Raw genomic sequence first — 18,561 nt, forward strand, 5'->3', positions numbered from 1 at the left:
GCAGGGGCAGCGACCCGGCCCAGGAGACGCCGGGCGCCAGGCCCGTGCGCGGCACGAAGGCCGCTTCCCGGGCGCCGCGCGGCAACGTGGCGAGGAAGAGGGCGAGGCCATAGACCGCGGGCAGGACCAGATCCCCCGACGATCAGCGGCGCCCGCTCGACGACGCAGCACCGATGAAGGCGGTCAGCGATGCTCCGATCACCCCGCCCGTCAGGAGCGCCGAGCGAGGTCGGCCGGCGTGTCGTGGGCGGGGCGGCCCGCCTACCATGATCGTCATGTGGCCGATTGTGCACGTCACGGGTGGCGGCCGACAGACCTGAGTGGCTGGTCGCCTCGCCGACTGGCGTGCGCCGGCAGCCGGGTCTGCGCCGGGTCGGCCCGCGCCCGGCGGAGCGACGGCGGGTTTGTCGCCCGGCTGGGCTAGCCTCCGGTGTCTTCTCCCGTCGAGCGTTGGATGTCCACATGGGATGGTCAGAGGTTCCGGGTGGCTACCAGGTCACCTACCGCGATCGCGACGTCGTCGCCCGTAACGCGAAGGGGCGCGAACTCCGCTCCCTGCCGGCGTCGTTGCGGGACGATCCGACAGTGGTCGGGCTGCGGCAGCTCACCGAGTGGCTGGCCCGGCACGAAACCCAGTGCCGCACGGACGTCGAGCGCTGGATGGTGCGCTCGCTGCCGGTGCCGGTCGCGGTCCTGACCGAGGTGTGGCCGGACGAGGCGTGGCGCGCCGCGCTCACCGACCTCGTCGTCGCGGTGCTCGACGACGACGGCCACTGGGACCCGGACGAGGTGGGTCTGCTGCGCGAGGTGGGCGACGGCCAGATCGGGCTGGTCAACCTCGACGGCGACACGGTCCGCCGGGCCGCCCGGCGGGTCGTCGTCCCGCACCCGGTCACCCTCGCCGACCTCGACGACCTGCGCGAGTTCGCCGCCGACCTCCAGGTCCGCCAGTCCGTCGACCAACTCTTCCGGCAGACCTGGGTCCGCGGAGCGGACGTCGACCCGAAGGCGACCCGGTTCGGTGACTACTCCGGCGGCAAGTACGACCAACTGCGTCACCTGACGGCCCGCGCGACGAAGCTCGGCTACCCGGTGCGCGGCGGCAACGCGGTGTGCCGGATCTTCGAGGACGGCCGCACCGTCGAGGCCCGGTCGTGGGTCGGCGCCGACGACCCGTACTACGAGACCGAGACCGGCGACCTCGTCTTCACCGACCGGCACGGCACCGCCCTGCCGCTGGGCGCGGTCGGCCCGGTGGCCTGGTCGGAAGGCACCCGGATGGCCGCCGCGCTGCACGCCGGCCGGGTCGTGGCGGAGCAGCAGGAGGAGGAGAAGTGAGCATCGACGCGATGGACCTGGTGGAAGCGGGGGCCGTGCTGCCGGCCGGCACGGTGGTGCCCAAGGAGGACGTCGTCGACACCCTGACCGCCCGCCGGTACGCCCACCCGGTGCTCGCCGGGCGGGCTGTGGTCCGGCTGGTCAGCGGCGCGCTGGGCGAGGCCGAGGACCTCGCCATGGAGTTCCTGGGCTTCGCCCGCCCGCACCGGGTGACCCCGGTCGGTGTGGTCCGCCAACAGGCGCTGGGCTTCCCGGCGTGGGCGCTGGTCCACGACCCGGCCAACGGGCACCACGCGCTTGCCCTGGTCAAGGAGATCGAGCGACTGGCCCGGACGGCCAAGTCCCGGATCGGCCCGGCGAAGGACGGCTTCAACGCCCTCGGCGAGCGGCTGGCCCGGTCGGTGCCGCACTTCCTGCCGACGTTCTACGAGGAGGCCGGCCGGGCGTTCCTGGCCGCCGACAGCGTGACGTACGCGGCGACCATGTTCGGCAAGGCACGCGAGGCGGAACGGGCCTACGGGCTGACCATCGACGAGGACCGCCAGCACGCCGTGTTCCTGGAGTTCGCCCTGGCCGGAGCGTTGACCGCGAAGGCGCTCTCCGGACACGCCCGAGACCTGGCGACGCGGTGTGCCCCGGCGGACGCGTACGAGATGTTCCTGCGGCTGTGCGTGGAGCGCACCCTGGGTGGCCTCCCGCCGTACGCGGCGATGCACACCGACCTGCGCCGGCTGGCCCGTAAGGCGGGCCTCGACCCGATCGCCGCCGACGAACAGGTGCTCGGCCAACTGCTGGCCGCCCCGGCGCTCAACCGGGCGCCCGAGGCGTTCTGGACGGCCTACCGGAAGCCGTTGGCCCGGCTCGCCGCCGCCGATCCAGCCCTGCGCGGCCGGCTGCTCGGCCTCACCCCGCAGCACTGCGGCGACGACGTCTGGCTGGGCGTGCTGGAGGAGGCCGGCGCCACGGCCGCGCTGACCGAGCCGGCGGGTGGCGTCCCCGCCGGGGCCGACGCGCCGGACGGACCCGCCGGCTGGCTGCGCCGCATCGACGGGCACCGCGAGCGGCGTTCCTGGCGGGCACGCAAGCGGCACCCCGGGCTGCTGGCGCTGGTCGAGCGGATGGCCGGGCGGCTGAAGTCCGACGGTGTGCCGGTCGCGCTCTGCCGCGACCACGACGCGGTCGACCTCGACCTGCTCGACCTCTGCCTGGCGCTGGGCGTGCCGGTCGCGGACCCGGCCGACACCGCCCGGTACTGGGTGGACCAGTGGCTGTCGGACGAGACGCCCGGCCGGCGTGACCTGGTGGCCACCGCCGCCGACCCGCGCTTCCTGCCGGCGTTGATGAAGGGCGTGGAGGGCCGGCTGCGGACCGGCTCGCGCGACCAGCGCGAAACGACGGCGCGGGTGCGCCAGATCATCGCGGCGCCCGGGCTCCGCACGGCCCTGCGGCGGTGGCTGGACACCCTCGCCGACGCGGTGGGCCGGCAGGGGCTGCCGGCGATCGACCACCAACTCGACCGGGTCGGCACCGTTGCCTGCCCGGCCGGGTTCGCGGTCAACCCCGACGCGGTACGCCGGCTCGTCGCGCACGACCTCGGCCCGATTCTCGGCCGTACCCTGCGGACCGGTCTGCTCGACGAGTACGGCTGGCCGGCCCTGGACGCCGCCGCCGATCGCCTCGGCGAGCCGGGCGAGGACCTACGGCTCATCGGGCAGTGGCCCTACCTGCTGCTGGTCCGCGGCGACCTGGTGCTGGTGGTCGGGCCGGACGGGGTGGAGCACGAGCACCTGATGCGGATCCCGGCCGGGGAGCGCCGCTACCTGTGGCGGCAGGTGCTGCGCTACGTCGACGGCCAACTGCTGGTCTGCTGGGACCGGGGCCCGGACCGGGCCGCCTACTGGAGCGGCGCGCCGGACGACGTCTTCGTCATCGACGACGACGCCTTCAACCCGTACGCCGACCTGTCGTTGCCGCTGCCCGGCGGCGGGCGCACCTTCGGTCGGCGTCCGCTGCGGGTGGGTGACCGGGGGGAGCGGACCGGCGGTCGGGTGATCAGCGACGGCAGCACCTACTGGGTGCGCGCCCGCGAGCAGAACCGGGGGTGGCACGAGTACGACCCGGCGACCGGCGAGCCCGGGCGGTCCTCCCTGCCGGCGTTCTTCGAGGACGGCGCCGTCGACGGCCAACCGCTGGACGCCGACCTGTGCTGGCTGCGCCCCACCGAGTCGGCCGACAGCCCGCTGGGCCGGGCCGACGGGCTCGCCGGGTGGCGGGTCCGGCGCGGCCCCGACGGCGGCTGGGCCGGCGAAGCAGTGAACGGCCGGTCCTTCGCGCTGCCGGCCGGTGTCGGCCCGGACGGGAGCCTGGCCGCAGCGGTGCGATTCCCGGGCGCGACCGCCACCCACGGTCTGCTGCGCAGCAGCCGGGGCAACCGTGGCTCGCTGCTGGTCTGCGCCGACGACGGCTTCCAACTCGGGTGGTACCCGCTGGGCGGTGAACGCTCTGCCTCCGCCGCCGGCACCGGCCTGGTGCCGCCGCCGGAGTTCTGGCACTTCCTGCGCCTCCGCGACGAGGCCGGCTCGGCGGCGCTGCGAGCCGTCACCGACGCGCAGGCCGGGGCGCTGCTGGCCGAGGCGGCCGGGCTGGACACCACGCAGGTGCGCGCCCTGGTCGGCCGGCACCTCCCGCAGCTCACCGCCCCCGCTCTCGTCGCCGGGGTCGCCGGCCTCGTCGAGCAGGCGGCCGGGCAGGCGGCGCGGCTGCGCGCGTTGGCCGACGTGCTGGCGGGCCGGCCGGGCAGCGCCTCGCCGGCCGGGGATCGGAGTCCGGCCGGTGCCGAGGAGACGGCCGCCGACCGGCTCCTCGTCGAGGGGCTGTCCGGGCTCATCCAATACTGCTACAGCAAGGGGGACAGCGCCCAGCGGCTCATCGCGCGGGCGGGCGCCGCGCTCACCGGCACCGGGCCGGTCCCGACCGCCCCGATCGAACTGGACGGCGACCTCGACTGGTTCGACGCGCTGGGGCTGCTGCCCGCCGCGATGTACCGGGCGGCGGGACCGGTGACCAGGCCCGAGGTACGCGAGGCGCTGCTGACACTGCTGGAGACCTGCGCCCGGTCCGGGCTCGTCGCTCCGGGCAGCCGGGTACGGCGGGCCACCCTGGTCGCCGACGGCACTCGACCGCTCGACCACGTCAGGGGGCAGGTGTTCACCGCCGGCGGCCGGCGGCTGCTGGTGCTCGGGGTGGACACCGACGACCGTGAGGTCGACGTGCTCGACTGGGCGTCCACCGGACGGTTCGACGCGGTGCCGGGTTTCCGGATCACCGGGGAGCAGATCATGCGGACCGGTGCGGTGACGCCGGAGCGGATCGACTCCTTCGTCCGGCTGGTCCGCGGGAACGGCCCGGCGCCCTGGCGCGCGGATCGGGCGCGGGCGCTGTCCGAGGAGGCGGGCATGAGCCACGCCGAGGCTGTGCTGCTGCTGGCGGGCCTGCCCCGGGTCGCGTGGGAGAAGGCCGAGGGCGCGCCGGTGCGTACCACGTTGGGGTTGCCCGACCCGGCGGCCGCGGCGGTGGCGGCGCGGTTCTGGGGCGACGACCGGCGCGAGGGCGTGGCCGAGGTGCTGGGGCGGCTGGTGCCCGACGACCCGGCGGCGCTCTGGGCCGACGGGCCGCGGCACGACCTGATCGTCGAGGAGTGGATCCGGCGGCACGGCCGACGTCGGCCGGTCTCCGACGAATTGATCGTCCGGGTGGACCGGGCCGACGTGGCCAGTCCGTTGTCGGCCTCCGAGGTGATCCACGGGGTGGCGAATCCGACCACCTGCCGCTGGCTGGCCGGCACCGCCCCCGGGATCGACGACCACGAGGTGCTGGTCGCGTTGACCAAGACGCTGCCGTGGCTGGCGTACGACCTGTCCGCCGACGATCCGATCCGGTCGGCGCTGCCGGTCGCCGCCCGGCTGGCCCGGCAGCGGCTGACCGATCCCGACTTCACCATCCCGGTCGGTCGCCTCGACGAGCCCAAAATCCCGGCGCTCGCCGCCGCGCTCGGCACTCCGGCGACCACCGGCCCCGCCGGGACCGGCATCGGCCCGGTGGTCATCCCGCCGGACACCGGTTGGCACCAGGTGCGGCTGCGCCCGGCCGGGCTGCGGGGGGTGGACGATCCGGTGTTCGCGGTGCTGCGGGCCCGCCTCGACGGGGCCGACGAGTCGGTGCTCGCGGCGCTGCGGGCGCTGCTCGGTGACCAGCTCACCGAGGCGGTGTCCGACACCGTCGCGCCGACGGCCGAAGGCTTCGCGCAGGACCCGACCCGGTCCGCGCCGGAGCTGGTCGCGACGGTCGGCGCCACGCTCGGGCTGAGCGCCGACGCCGCCGCGCTCTACCTGCAACTGCTCGCCCTGCCCGATCCCACCGACCGCAACGTCGCCCGGTGGACCGGGTGGAAGCCGGCGCGGCTCAAGGCGGCGCGGGCCGAGCTGGCCGCGACCCCACACGTCGTGGTCGCGAAGCGGTCCCGGGCCGGGCGGTCCCTGTTCCTGCCCGGTGGCTGGTTGGCGCTGAAGGCGCCGCTGCTGCCGCTGGAGCGGTGGAAGCTGCCGCTGCTGATCGGGGGCGAGGGCGGCGTGACCGCCCTGGGCATCGTCATCCCGATCGCTCCCGCGCCCCGGCTGTTCGCGCTCGCCTGGGACCGGCTGCACGCCGGTGACGCACCCCGATTCGATGATCTCGTCACGGAAAGGCGCCGATGACCACGACCACCCCGGCGGCTCGGCAGGTCCACCCCGCCGAGCACGCCCACGCCACCGAGCTGGAGTTCCTCGCCGCGTACGACGACGGGCCCCGGCCCCCGGGCTGGCGGCTCACCCCCCGTGCGGTCGTCACGTTCATCGCCGGCAGCGCCGAGGCCGAGCTTGAGCTGCCGAAGGAGGCCCGCCGCGACACCCTGCCCCGCAAGCTGGCCGTCGCCGCCAAGTTCGTCGGCGAGCGGGCCCTGGTCGAGCGCTGTGTCGTCACCCTGGCCGGAGAGCGGGGACTGCTGCTCGTCGGCGAGCCGGGCACCGCGAAGTCGATGCTGTCGGAGCTGTTGTCCGCGGCGGTCTGCGGCACCAGCGAGCTGGTCGTGCAGGGCACCGCGGGCACCACCGAGGACCAGCTCCGGTACGGCTGGAACTACGCGCTGCTGCTCGCGCACGGGCCCAGCGCCGCCGCGCTGGTGCCGTCGCCGATCATGACCGCGATGCGTACCGGCGCGGTGGCCCGGGTGGAGGAGATCACCCGCTGCCTGCCGGAGGTCCAGGACGCGCTGGTGTCCATCCTGTCCGACCGGAGGATCGCGGTGCCGGAGCTGTCCGGCACCGTCGAGGCCACCGTTCCCGCCGCGCCCGGCTTCACGCTGATCGCGACCGCCAACCTCCGGGACCGGGGGGTGTCGGAGATGTCCGCCGCGCTCAAGCGCCGGTTCAACTTCGAGACCGTCGGCCCGATCCCCGACCTCGCGCAGGAGACCACGCTGGTGCGGCGGCAGGCCCGGGCGGCGCTGGACCGGGTACGCACCCCGTTCGCGGTCGACGACGCCGTGCTGGAGGCGCTGGTCACCGCGTTCCGGGACCTGCGGGCCGGACGGTCGGTCGAGGGTTGGGAGGTGGAGCGGCCCTCGACGGTGATGAGCACCGCCGAGGCGGTGGCGGTCGCGACGTCGCTGGCCCTGGCGGCGGCATACTTCCCCGGCGACCGGGACGTGTTGTCGCTGTTGCCGGGGCACCTGCTGGGCGTGGTCCGCAAGGACGACCCCGCCGACGGGGCCAAGCTGCTCGGCTACTGGGACGGCGCGGTCCGGCGTCGGGCCGAGGACGGTGCGCGACTGTGGCGGCGACTCTGGGAACTGCGTGATGTCCTCGCCGACTGAGCCGCCGGACCCGGCCGAGCCGCGGGACCCGGCCGCCGCCGGGCAGCTCGATCCGGTGGTCGCGGTCACCGAGCTGGCCGGATGCCGCCGGCCGTACCTGATCGGGGTGCGGCACCACTCGCCCGCGCTGGCGGTGGTGCTTCCGCGACTGCTGGCCGAGTTCCGGCCCGAGGTGCTGCTCCTCGAACTCCCACCGGAGCTGGGCGAGTGGCTGCCGTGGCTCGCCGATCCGACCACGATCGCACCGGTGGCGCTGGCCGGCGTGGTCGGCGACGGTGGGGAGCCGGCGTTCTACCCGTTCGCCGACTTCTCCCCGGAGTTCGTCGCGGTGCGCTGGGCCGCCCGCAACGGGGTCCCGGTCGTACCGTGCGACCTGCCCCTGACGGACGCGGCGTGGCGGGAGCGCCACCCCGGGCCGGGTGGCGCCCCGGCGACGGGCCGGTCGTTCGCCGACGCGCTGCGAGCGGCGGGCACCGGGCGTCCCGACGAGGACCTGTGGGACCGGTCCGTCGAGGCACGAGCGCCCGGCGCGAGCCCGGAGGCGGTACGCCGCGCGGCGCTGGCGGTCGGCTGGGCGCTGCGCGCCGATGCCGAGCGAGGGGCCGGGGTGTCCCCTCTCGACCTGCGGCGGGAGGCGCGGATGCGGCAGTGCCTGGCCGAGGCGGGGCAACAACGGGTCGCCGCCCTGGTCGGCGCCTTCCACGCCCCGGCGCTGCTGACCGGGGCGGGCGCACCCCCGGCGGGCCCGGCCAGCCCGCCGTCGGTGGTGACCTCGCTGGTGCCGTACACGTTCGGGCTGCTGGACGCCCGGTCGGGCTATCCGGCCGGGATCCGCGATCCGCAGTGGCAGCAGTCGGTCCTCGCGGCCGGCGGTGACCCCACCGCCGTCGAGTCGGCGACGGTGGCCGCCGTGGTGGCCGTCTGTGCGGCGATCCGCCGGGCCGGTCATCCGGCCGGTCCGGCCGAGGCCCGGGAGACGGCCCGGCTCGCGCTCGACCTGGCCCGACTGCGCGGCCTGCCCGCGCCGGGCCGCGGTGAGCTGGTCGAGGCGATGCAGAGCGTGCTGGCCCACGGCGAGGTGCTGGGCCGCGGCCGGGTGGTGGCCGGGGCGATGGAGCAGGTTCTCGTCGGCGACCGGCGGGGCGCGTTGCCCCCCGGTGCTCCCCGCTCCGGGCTGGCCCTGGTGGTGCGGGATCTGTTGGCCGGGCTGCGGCTGCCGGGTGCCGGCGACCCGGCCAGAGAGCTGCGGCTGGACCCGCTCCGGTCCGACTTGGACCGACGGCGCGAGATCACCCTGCACCGGCTCGCGGTCTGTGGCGTCGCCTACGCCGAACCGGTCGTCGGTGCGGGGGTCGGCGGTGTCGACGCGATCACCTCGCGCTGGCGGGTGGGCTGGTCGCCCCGGACCGAGGCGACGATCGAGGTGGCCGGCCTGCGCGGAGTGACCCTCGCCCAGGCCGCCGAGGGCGCCCTGGTGGAGCGGCGGCGGCGGGAACGGGCCGAGGAGGGCCCGACCGTGGCCGCGGTGATCGGCGGTCTGGAGGCCGCCGCGCGGTGCGACCTGACCGGGCTGACCGTGCGTCGGCTCACCGAGTTGGCGGTCACGGTGCCGGCGGAGGGCACCCTCAGCGAACTGATCGCCGCGTTGGCGCTGCTCGACCGGCTGCGCCTCGGCCAGCTTCCGGGTGGGTCCGGGCTGCCGGCGGGCGAGCTGGGCACGGTCGCCGAGGCGCTGGAGAGCGCGGCGGTCCGGCAGGTCGACGGGCTGGCCGGTGCGGAGGACGTGGCCGACGCGGAGGCGCTGGCCGCGCTCGCCCAGCGGGCCGACGCCGCCGGGGTGGTGCTGCGGCTGGCCGACTGCCTGGCCCGGCTCACCGCCCAGGGCACGCCGCTGATGGCCGCCGCCGCCGGGGCGGTGCGGGTCCTGCTGGGGCTGGGCGAGCCGGCCGCCTTCGGGCGGCGCATCGCGTCCTGGGTGGACACCGCGACCACGCCTACCGCGCGGCGGCAACTCCAGGGCCACCTGACCGGGCTGCTGGTCGTCGCCGAGCCGCTGCTGCGGGGCAGCGGCGAGGTGCTGGACGGCCTCCTCGACCGGGTCGAGGCGCTGCCCGACGAGGAGTTCCTCACCCGGCTGCCGGCGTTGCGCGCCGGCTTCCACGTGGTCAGCCCGGCCGGCCGGGATCGCCTGCTGGACGTGGTCCGGGCGCGGCTGGGCGGGGCCGATCCGGCCACCGACATCGCCGTGCTCGACGATCCGGACGCCCTGCTGGTCCGGCTGCTCGCCGACCGGGCGGGCCGGTCGGCACTGGTCCGTCAGGGCTTCCTCACCCCCGAGCCGGCGGAGCCGCCGACGGACCGGCCGGTCGACGCTCCTGGCGCCACGCCGCCGCCCGCCCGCCGGGCTCCGACCGACGCGCTCGCGACGGTCGACCGGTGGCGGCTCGTGCTCGGTCGGGAAACCAGCCGGACCGGGTCGGGCGCACGGCGGTACGCCACCGCCCTCGACGAGCTGTACGGGGCCGGCCGGGGCGAGGGGGCCGGCGTGGAGGCGGCCGGTCGCGTCGGCCGGGAGGCGTCGTTCCCCGGCGTACGGGAGTGGGCGGAGGAGCTGGCGGTCCTGTTCGGGCCCGGTATCCGCGAGGAGGTGTTGGCCCGAGCGGTCGAGGCAGGCCGGCTGGACGCGGCGGTCGAGCTCGATCCGGCGGCGGTGCGTCCCTCCGTCGAGTTGCTCCGCGACGTGCTCACCCTCGCCGGTGGGCTGCCGGAGTCCACCGTGGCTCGGCTGCGACCGCTGGTGACCCGCCTCGTCGAGGAGCTGACCAGGGAGCTGGCCTCCCGGTTGCGGCCGGCGCTGACCGGGCTGACCACCCCCCGCCCCAGCTACCGACCGGGCGGGCCGCTGGACCTCCCTCGGACGCTGCGGGCCAACCTGGCCACCAGCCGCCGCGACGAGCAGGGCCGGGTCGTGCTGGTGCCCGAGCGGCCGGTGTTCCGGACCCGGGCCCGCCGGGGGGTGGACTGGCGGCTGGTGCTCGTCGTCGACGTCTCCGGCTCGATGGAGGAGTCGGTGATCTGGTCGGCGCTCACCGCCGCCGTGCTCGCCGGTGTACCGGCGCTCACCACCCACTTCGTGGCCTTCTCCACCGAGGTGGTGGACCTGTCCGAGCGGGTCGACGATCCGCTGGCCCTGCTGCTGGAGGTCAGCGTCGGCGGGGGTACGCACATCGCGGCCGGGTTGCGTCACGCCCGGTCACTGGTCACCGTCCCGCGACGGACCATGGTGGTCGTCGTCAGCGACTTCGAGGAGGGATTTCCGATGGGTGGGCTGCTGGCCGAAACCCGGGCGCTGGTGGAGGCGGGCTGTACCGTGCTGGGCTGCGCCAGCCTGGACGACACCGGGCGACCCCGGTACTCGGTCTCGGCGGCCGGTCAGCTGGTGGCGGCGGGGATGCCGATCGCCGCGTTGAGCCCGTTGGAGCTGGCCCGGTGGGTCGGGGAGCAGGTGCGTGGATGACCGGCCTGCCAGCGGTGACCGCGCCGGTGCTTGCCGAGGCGCTCGACGCGCTGCCCGCCCGGCTCCGCAGGAAGGTGGACGACGCGGCGGCCCGGGCCAGCGACTGGCCGGTCGCCGGCACGGCCGGCGCGGTGACGGTCCGGGTCGACGACGCGACCACGGTGACGCTGGTCGCGGTCGACGGGGTGGTGCGCGCCGCCGCCGACGCCCGATGCAGCTGCCTGCTCGCACCCAACTGCCTGCACCGCGCGGCGGTGCTCGCCCTGGCCCCGGTGGACGACCCGGCCCCGACGGACCCGGTGCCGGAGGCCGCCGGTCCGACCGCCGGCACGGGATCCGGTCCGACCGCCGTCGCGGCGTCCGGGACGGCCAGCGGGTCGGCGGCGGCGGCGGGGGGCGGGTCGGCGGGGGGCGGCGAGTTGACCGCGCGTCAGCGCGCCGCCGCCGACGGGTTGTGGCAGGTGGCGGTGGCCGTGCTCGGGGCCGGGACCGTCGGCTGCGGGGTCGTGCTGCGGACCGCCCTGCTCCGGGCCGTGCACGAGGCCAGGGCCAACGGTTTGCACCGTGCCGCCGCGTCCGGCACCCGGGTCGCGGCGGGACTACAGGCCGCCCGGGCGGCCGAGTCGCAGTTCCGGCTGGCCGACCTGACCGACGATCTGCGCGAGCTGCTGGCCGTGTCCCGTCGACTGCGCGGAACCGGCCCGCCGGCCGGGGAACTCAGGCCGCTGCTGGGCGCCGCCCGGCAGGCCTACGATCCGCAGGCCGGCCTGCGGCTGTACGGGCTCTGCGCGGTGCCCGTGGTGGCCGACTCCGGGTACGCCGGGGTGGTCACCTACCTGGTGGACCGGGACGGTCGGCTGTGGACGGTCGCCGACCTCGCGCCGGGCGGTGCCGGGCGGGCCGCCGGCGCGGGTGACTCGACCGTGGCGGTGGGCGAGTCGGGGCTCACCCACCGGCAGCTGACCCGGGCCGGGTTGGTGGTCTCCGGCGGCACCGCGTCGGTGTCGGGGCAGCTGGGCACCGGACGTGCGGTGCGCGCGGCGCGGGCCAGCGGCGCCGGCTGGGCCGACGAACCCCTGGTCGGGCTGTGGGCACAGCCCCTGGCCGATCAGGTACGGCGGGCCCTCGCCGCGTCAGCCCAACCGGTGCCGGAGCGTCCCGTCGGAGCCGACCTGCTCTTCCTGACCGTGCGGGTGCAGGGTGCCCAGGAGAACGCCGTGCTGGCCGCCACCGGCGACGGCGCGGTCCTGACGTTGACCGTCGCCGACGAGCACCCCGGCCTGCCCCACCGCGACAACCTGCGGTTGCTGGGGCAGTCGGTGGGGGCGGAGCTGCGCCTGGTGGGCCGGCTCGATCCGACCCGGCGGGCAACTGTCCAGGCGCTCGCCGTGGGCCCGGTGTCCGCCGGTGGGCCCGGGCTCGCCCTGCCGGAGAGCTGGGCGGGCCACGCCGATCTCGGGTACGACCGGCTGCACCACAGTCAGCTCAGGACGGACCGCGTGCCGGCGTCGACGCCGGTCGCCGGTGGGCGCCCGAACCTCGGCGAGCCCGTGCCGCCTGCGCAGTTCGGTGCCGCGTCGCCGCGCCCGGCCCTCGGCGATCCGGCGTTGGGTCTGCTGCGCCGGCAGGTGGAGCGGGTCGTCTCGGGTGGCCGGGCGGTCCAGGCGCTGGCCGACTCCACCGAGCGGGAGCTGCGGCGGGCCCGCCTGGATGTCGGCGGGTACCTGGTCGGGGCGATGAGCGGCGCGGCGCGGAACCGGGCCCGGGACGCCTTCGGCCGGGTCACCGACGACGACGGGCAGGCGTTCGCGGAGTCCTGGCTGGCGTTGGCGGTCTACGAGGAGGCGGCGTCCCGGGCACTGGTCGAGGCGTCCTGGCTGCCCCGACGGTGAGCCGGTCCGACCCTCAGCACGGCTCGGGCGCTGGTCAGTGCCGTCCCTGCTCCGCGGGGTCCTGCTGGCGCAGGTGGCTGGCGTACTCGGCGAACGGGCCGAGCCCGACGCTGCGGCGGCGCTCGTCGAGGCGTTGCAGGTCTTCGATCGGCTGGGGCTGGAGCGGGCCGGCGGGGCCGTACCAGAACTGGGTGCCGTACCGCTGTGGTCTGCCCTCGGCCCGGCGGACGCGATCGGTCAGGTAGGCCAGGTGGGACGGTTCGGCCTCCCCGTCGTCCACGGTCTGTGCGAGCAGACGCAGGCAGCGGCGTTGGAAGTCGGGGTCGTGGTCGGCGTGTTGCGCGAGCAGCCAGGCGGCGGTGGCCGCCTCCTTGCCGACGCGGCTGCGTCGAGGCCAACCCTGCCGGTCGACGATCTGCGACAGCCACGCGGTGTTGTCGAGGTCGACCTCGCGTACCAGAGCCCAGGGGGCGTCACCGGCCGTCCGACGTGCCGCCTCGGCCCGGGCCCGCTGGTCCCGTTCCATCCGCTCGATCAACTCGGTGGCGAGTTTCCCATGGGCGGTCACGCCTCGCCCGGTGGAGCTGGTGCCGCCGCCCGGATCACCCTGCTGGCCGACCAGATCCGGTGGTTGGTCCTGCTGTGGTCCGTCCGTCTCGTGTCCCACTCGTCCTCCCACGGCTGTGCCCGATCGGCCCAGCCTATTGGGCGGTGGCCCCACGCCGAGCGCCGGCGCGGGACCGCCGGGTCACACCGCCGGGACGTCGTGCACCCGGGCGCTGACCACGACGGTCTTCGTCCGGGTGCCGCGGCGTTGCGGACCGTCAGCAGGTAGCACCGACAGCTGGATGCACGACCTCGCCATGTGGACCGGAGTCTGGGCGCCCCACCCGACCGCGGTCATCGGTTGGTTACGGAGCCAAAGCCCGGTCTCTCGTCACGCAGGTGCTGGTTGTGGTACGTCCAGCTTCCCGATCCGACGACGGGCCGTGTGAGCCCGTAACCCAGTAGTGGCCACCGACCCGTCTACCGCGTCGGACATCAGAGCCGAACGTTCTGCTCCCAGTCTGCTCGCCCGGGCAGTCTTCGGCCCGAACCGCACCCGCCGATCCTTCGTCGACCAGCAGCCACTTGAAGAACTGCTGCAGTCCCTTGTGCTTGTTCACCGCGGTCGACGCGGACCTACTCTCAATCATCCACGCCTGGAACGCCTCCACATGCGCCCGGGACACGACACACGGATCGTCAGCATCCTCGGCATCCGGGTCCGGCGAGCGCTCCCCCAGCTAGCGGCCGAGTTGGGCGGCGGCGAGCAGATAGTTGTAACGAGTGGTCTGCGGGTAGTTCCCGGCCCGCAGCGACCGGTCCCAGTCGCGGAGGAACCGGGCCCAGGTCCGGGACAGTCCCGAGGTGAGCTTCTGAAGATCCAGTAGTGGCATGACAACCTGCCCGAGTCAAGGAGTCCAGCAGCGGCGTGCTAGACCAGGCATTCATGCGGAGCAATAAAAGAGGGCTTCCGCAAGTCGCTGACCTGTGGAAACCCTCTCGCTGTCGGGACGGCAGGATTCGAACCGACGACCCCTTGACCCCCAGGACGATCCGCCACACGTCCACGCACGTCACGCACGCTAGGCGTCCGCGGAAGGAGTGCGGCCGACGCTTCGTCGTCCGCACTCGTGCATGACGTGTGGTCCCCGCCTGGTCCCCGGGAGCGACCCTGCTTGACCTGAGGTACAACAACCCGGTGACACCTAACCAAGAACTGAATGCACCGGCCTTGACCGAGCTGTGGGAGCAGCGTTGGCCCGAGTGCCCGCCGTTCGCCCACTGGCTTCGCGGCCGATACCCGGATCGGTGGGTGAGGTTCCACAGCCTGCCAGGATCGAAGCGGTACGCAGACAACGAGACCGAGTACGCAATCTTGCTCGACCGGCACTACACGGTGCTGTCTGGAGCTCGGTCCAGGTGCCGCCCTCCTTGTTGTAACCAGCGAGTGGACAGAGGGCTCGGCAACCACTCCGCAGATGTGGCCGAGGCGTTCAGAAGTCGCGCCGTCGGCATGGCACTGGCAGACCCTGCTGGAAGACCCCGAGGAAGGGCCTGAGTACCGCACCTATACACAGCTCTACGCCGAGACGATCCCCTGGCGACCGGGCGCGATTGACGTCCTGTTGAGGGCTGTAGCCGACGGCGAGTTGGCAAACGTGATCCTCGCGCCGGCTGATCTTGGGTGGCTGTATCACCCCTACGACGGTGGAGCCGATGTCATTCGGCCGACGCGAGAGCAACGGGACGCGCTGAGGGCACAGTACCCGGATTGGCTTTCCCAGCAGTCGTCCGGGCTTTAGATGGCGCCAAGCCATCGTCCTTGACCGGTGGTCAAAGGAGCGCTACCGGACGGCGCACTTCACCGGCGTGGTCCCCAGGAAGCCAGAAGGGCCGGCCCGATGTTTCGGACCAGCCCCCTGACCTGCTATTTCATACTGTCGGGACGGCCGGATTCGAACCGACGACCCCTTGTAACGGAAAGTAGCCGGAGCGGGCTTGTCATCACTTGCCTGATGTGTTTCGCTGAGCTGCAACGACGTCACTAGCCGTTCGCCGCTCCTTGTCACTCTTCGTCAACATCTGGCTTGGGTTTTCGGGGGGTAAACGGGGGGCCAAGGTTGAACGTGCGCCACGTCTGACCGCCTACCAGCCGGGCCCTGCACGTCTCATAATCGCGTACCGAGACCCCAGCACAGGCGAGCAGCTCTCGACGGGACCGACCTTTGCCATGCATGGAGCTCCTTGGATCGGCATCGACGGGAGTCTTGTGGACCGCTGGCGAGACCGGCGATACTGGGCCCAGCCCGTCGACTACTGAAAATTGACTCTTCTTGAGGTGAGTGACAGTCGACCCGTGTTGATGGCCTGGGTGCCTGAGCGGGCGATCTGGGAGCCAGTGAGCTCCGACATGATCACGATGTGATCTCTTCTTCTTGCGATGGCGGGCGGCTCATCCGGCACTTCGCGTAACCGCGTACCGCAGCAGCCCACGCGGCCTTTGTCGTGTGGGCGGCACCGCATGAGGAGAAGATCCGTGAACGACCTGTCGGTCGTCGGCCTGGACCTGCACTCAGGCAGCAGCGTCCACGTCGACGACGAGCCCAAGTACGTGTGGAAGGCCAAGGGATACGGCGGCGATGAGACCTTGGTCTGCTGGCACTGCTACCACGGCATGGACGCCCCAGCCGGCACACGCGTGCCGCTGCTGACCCGGGGCGGAAAGAAATACGGCAAGGTCCGGACGCACTTCGCCCACCCGAGCGGGCACGCGCCACCCGGCGGCCACAGCCCCGAGACGCTATGGCACGCCAACGCCAAACAAACCATCCTACGCTGGGCGAAGAACCAGCCCGGCGTAACCGAAGCACGCACGGAGTACTGGACCGCAGACGGGCGACGCCGCAGCGACGTCGAAATCCTGCTAGCCGACGGAACGCGCCTGGTCGTGGAAATCCAGCAACAACCACTCACCGACGAGGACTGGACCCGCCGGCATCATGACTACGTCGCGGCGGGCCTGGTCGACGTGTGGCTGTGGCACGCACGCCTCGGCGTACCGGGCATCGCACGCGACGAACCCCAGTGCCACTGGCTCCTCTCCCCCGAACTCGACACAATCGGCATCCCCCTGGCCCGACCCCACAGCTTCGACGGCGACTGGTGGAACCGACCAGACCACCGCCTCCGCGCACCTCACCACCCACCATGCCCAGGCGATCCGACCGAGACACGCTGGGCCGAGTTGACAGACTTCACCATCGGGCCCACAGGCTTCGCACTACCCACCACGGTGCTCGTCGCGCTTAGGAACCACGCGTCCGAGGCCGCATGTCTAGCGGAGACGAGGCGCCGGCTACTCATCACAGCATCAGGTAACACAGGGCCGGGGCGCATCCCGCACAAGACGGCTGAGCCGATCCACAGCGTCGCGGCACGCAGACTTCCTGAACCAACCGAACCGGACTGGCACGAGGTCCACCGCATCGACGCACTTCCACCCGACGCCGATCCCGCGCTACGCCGCTACCGCTGCCAGATCTGCAACTGGGTAACCCCGGAGGCACTCACCGACGGGCTTCACAAGCTCATCGAATACCCATGAAACCCGCGAAAATTGCAATTGCTCCACACTGGCGCTGCTCCAGTCGGCGTACGCTGCCTGAGCCTAGTCATGACCAGCGCCTCGACGACCACCATCGGCACCGGTCAGAGGCGCCGGCCGTTTGCCCAGGCCCGCCGCACCGACCAGAATGTTTGGGTGCGTTGGTCGCTCGCCGGGATCGGGATACTCGGATTCGTTCTACTCGTCTTCTTCCTGACCCGGCAGGGCCGCAGCCAGGCAGACGAGTGGATGAGCATCCTCGGCGGCCTGGCCGGGGTCGCCAGCACGTCGTTGCTGCTCGGACAGCTCGTCCTGCAGGTGCGCGGCCGGCCGCGTCAGAAGGTCCGGCGCGAGGCCTTACGGCGGACTGCACTCCACCTATCAGAGGGGGACCTCCCCCGGGTCCGCGACGTGCACCCCGCGCAGCTTGGAGTGAAGGCGGCTATCGGTTCCACGGGCCCCACCGCCCGGAATGTCCTCCCATACCTTCGACGGGAGGCAGATAAGGAACTGGACTGGCTGGTGGCCAGCGGTGGCGTGATATTGGTGCATGGACGTGCCGCGGCAGGGAAGACCCGCACCGCCTACGAGGCGATCAACCGCCTGCGGCGAGACGATGGACTTCTGGCGCCCCAGTCGGGCAGGGCTCTTCGGGAGTTGGTTGACTCTGGGGAGGAACTACGGGACGTCGTCGTCTGGCTCGACGACCGGTGGTGGCCGGTCACCCCAACGATTCGGGGTGACCGGCCACTGCCGTGTCGATCGGTCAGAGCCGGGCGGCGCCCGCCTCGGTGGCCTCCTGCACCGCCGAGGTACGCCGGGTCTCGGCCCGCTGGTCGCCGGCGTCCTCCCGGTCCGGGACGGCCACCCGGGCCGACCGGTTGGTGGTCGCCGCCGCCTGGTCACCGGTGACGCCGCCGCGGATCCGGTTGTTCGTGGCGACCTGGGCGACCGGGTCGTTGGACGTCACCGCCAACTGGCCGTTGATGATGTTGTCGTCGACGGTGACACCACCGGTGGTGCTGGTGATGCTCACGTCCGCACCCCAGTAGCCGCCGGACGCGCAGCTGTCGAGAGCCCCGTTCGGGCCGAGCTGCACGCCGCCCAGGTTGCCGGCGAAGGTCGCCCGGCCCTGGACCGCGCTGCCGCACACCACGCTGCCGGTGGCGCTGTTGAGCACCGACAGCGTGCCGTCGACGAACGAGTCGTGCAGGTCGGTGTAGTAGGTGCCGGTGCTGCTGAGATTGCGCTGCACCTGCGTGCCGCGATCCAACCGGACCTCACCGGCACTGACGTTGACGTGCCCGGTGACCGTCGCCCCCTCGGCGAACAGGAAGCTGTCGATGGTCGTGGAGCCCTTCGGGCGCACGGTCAGCGTGCCGGTGCGGGCGTCCTTCAGGAAGATCCCGTACCCGCCGGCGGCCAGCACCACCTGGCCGTCGATCGTCGTCTCGGTGGCGTCGAGGTAGCCGTCGGCGGCGACGCGTACCTCGCCGCTGACCCGGCCGCCGGTCACCACCAGGTTGCCGCCGGCCGCGACGGTGACGTTGCCGGTGATCGTGGTGCCGGTCAGCGCGCAGGACTCCCCCGCCGGCACAAGCAGGTCGTTGGGCACTGTCACCGCGCCGCCGGTGCCGATGCAGTGGGTGACCAGGTCGGCGTGTGCGGTGGGCGCCACGGCCAGCACCGAGGCCGCGATGACGGCGCTCACGGTGGCCAGCTTGGCGACGGTACGTCCGGGCATCGTTGTTCT

The 18,561-nt window shown here is 73.6% G+C and carries 10 protein-coding genes; 7 read left to right on the forward strand and 3 right to left on the reverse strand.

Annotated elements, in window-relative coordinates:
• Positions 1-462 precede the first annotated feature (462 nt).
• The 5 genes from VKK44_RS16615 to VKK44_RS16635 are packed head-to-tail and all read left to right on the forward strand — an operon-like array spanning position 463 to position 12,658.
• Positions 463-1,338 (forward strand): DUF4132 domain-containing protein, encoded by an 876-nt coding sequence (locus tag VKK44_RS16615; protein WP_343442007.1) that lies wholly within the window; start codon positions 463-465, stop codon positions 1,336-1,338.
• Positions 1,335-6,092, forward strand: a complete 4,758-nt coding sequence (locus VKK44_RS16620; RefSeq protein WP_343442008.1) for a hypothetical protein — start codon at positions 1,335-1,337, stop codon at positions 6,090-6,092. Before VKK44_RS16615 ends, VKK44_RS16620 begins: the two co-directional genes overlap by 4 nt.
• On the forward strand, positions 6,089-7,249 hold the full coding sequence (locus VKK44_RS16625) for an AAA family ATPase (RefSeq protein WP_343442009.1): 1,161 nt from the start codon (positions 6,089-6,091) through the stop codon (positions 7,247-7,249). The genes VKK44_RS16620 and VKK44_RS16625 overlap by 4 nt, the downstream gene beginning before the upstream one ends.
• Positions 7,233-10,766 carry a DUF5682 family protein gene (locus tag VKK44_RS16630; RefSeq protein WP_343442010.1) on the forward strand — a complete coding sequence of 1,178 codons (3,534 nt, stop codon included), beginning with the start codon at positions 7,233-7,235 and terminating at the stop codon, positions 10,764-10,766. The genes VKK44_RS16625 and VKK44_RS16630 overlap by 17 nt, the downstream gene beginning before the upstream one ends.
• Entirely contained in the window at positions 10,763-12,658 is a 1,896-nt protein-coding gene (locus VKK44_RS16635) for a hypothetical protein (RefSeq protein WP_343442011.1), read from the forward strand. The genes VKK44_RS16630 and VKK44_RS16635 overlap by 4 nt, the downstream gene beginning before the upstream one ends.
• A gap of 34 nt (positions 12,659-12,692) precedes the next feature.
• Here VKK44_RS16635 and VKK44_RS16640 read toward each other — a convergent pair whose 3' ends face one another.
• Together VKK44_RS16640 and VKK44_RS16645 are read right to left on the reverse strand one after the other, a co-directional pair.
• Complete coding sequence (locus VKK44_RS16640) at positions 12,693-13,325, reverse strand: DUF6624 domain-containing protein (RefSeq protein WP_343442012.1); 633 nt, start codon at positions 13,323-13,325, stop codon at positions 12,693-12,695.
• A gap of 619 nt (positions 13,326-13,944) precedes the next feature.
• Positions 13,945-14,097: a hypothetical protein gene (locus tag VKK44_RS16645; protein WP_343442013.1), complete on the reverse strand. Its 153-nt coding sequence runs from the start codon at positions 14,095-14,097 to the stop codon at positions 13,945-13,947.
• A 510-nt stretch (positions 14,098-14,607) separates the two neighbouring features.
• On the opposite strand from VKK44_RS16645, the gene VKK44_RS31010 reads away from it, so the two are divergent.
• Together VKK44_RS31010 and VKK44_RS16650 are read left to right on the forward strand one after the other, a co-directional pair.
• Positions 14,608-15,006, forward strand: coding sequence for a DUF3885 domain-containing protein (locus VKK44_RS31010; RefSeq protein ID WP_458351673.1), 399 nt, complete (start codon positions 14,608-14,610; stop codon positions 15,004-15,006).
• Between the two features lie 734 nt (positions 15,007-15,740).
• A complete protein-coding gene (locus tag VKK44_RS16650; protein WP_343442014.1) occupies positions 15,741-16,808 on the forward strand; it encodes a competence protein CoiA family protein in 1,068 nt (355 codons plus the stop codon).
• A 766-nt stretch (positions 16,809-17,574) separates the two neighbouring features.
• Here the strand turns inward: VKK44_RS16650 and VKK44_RS16655 are convergent.
• A complete protein-coding gene (locus tag VKK44_RS16655) occupies positions 17,575-18,552 on the reverse strand; it encodes a hypothetical protein (RefSeq protein WP_343442015.1) in 978 nt (325 codons plus the stop codon).
• Positions 18,553-18,561 lie beyond the last annotated feature (9 nt).

It is taken from the genome of Micromonospora sp. DSM 45708 (genome assembly GCF_039566955.1).
In the GTDB taxonomy this organism is placed as follows: Bacteria; Actinomycetota; Actinomycetes; order Mycobacteriales; family Micromonosporaceae; genus Micromonospora.

Bases quoted from the DNA above. Each gene is read 5' to 3' on its own strand.
- VKK44_RS16630 (WP_343442010.1), top strand. From the start codon at position 7,233: ATGTCCTCGCCGACTGAGCCGCCGGACCCGGCCGAGCCGCGGGACCCG.
- VKK44_RS16655 (WP_343442015.1), bottom strand. From the start codon at position 18,552: ATGCCCGGACGTACCGTCGCCAAGCTGGCCACCGTGAGCGCCGTCATC.
- VKK44_RS16645 (WP_343442013.1), bottom strand. From the start codon at position 14,097: ATGCCACTACTGGATCTTCAGAAGCTCACCTCGGGACTGTCCCGGACC.
- VKK44_RS16635 (WP_343442011.1), top strand. From the start codon at position 10,763: ATGACCGGCCTGCCAGCGGTGACCGCGCCGGTGCTTGCCGAGGCGCTC.
- VKK44_RS16625 (WP_343442009.1), top strand. From the start codon at position 6,089: ATGACCACGACCACCCCGGCGGCTCGGCAGGTCCACCCCGCCGAGCAC.
- VKK44_RS16615 (WP_343442007.1), top strand. From the start codon at position 463: ATGGGATGGTCAGAGGTTCCGGGTGGCTACCAGGTCACCTACCGCGAT.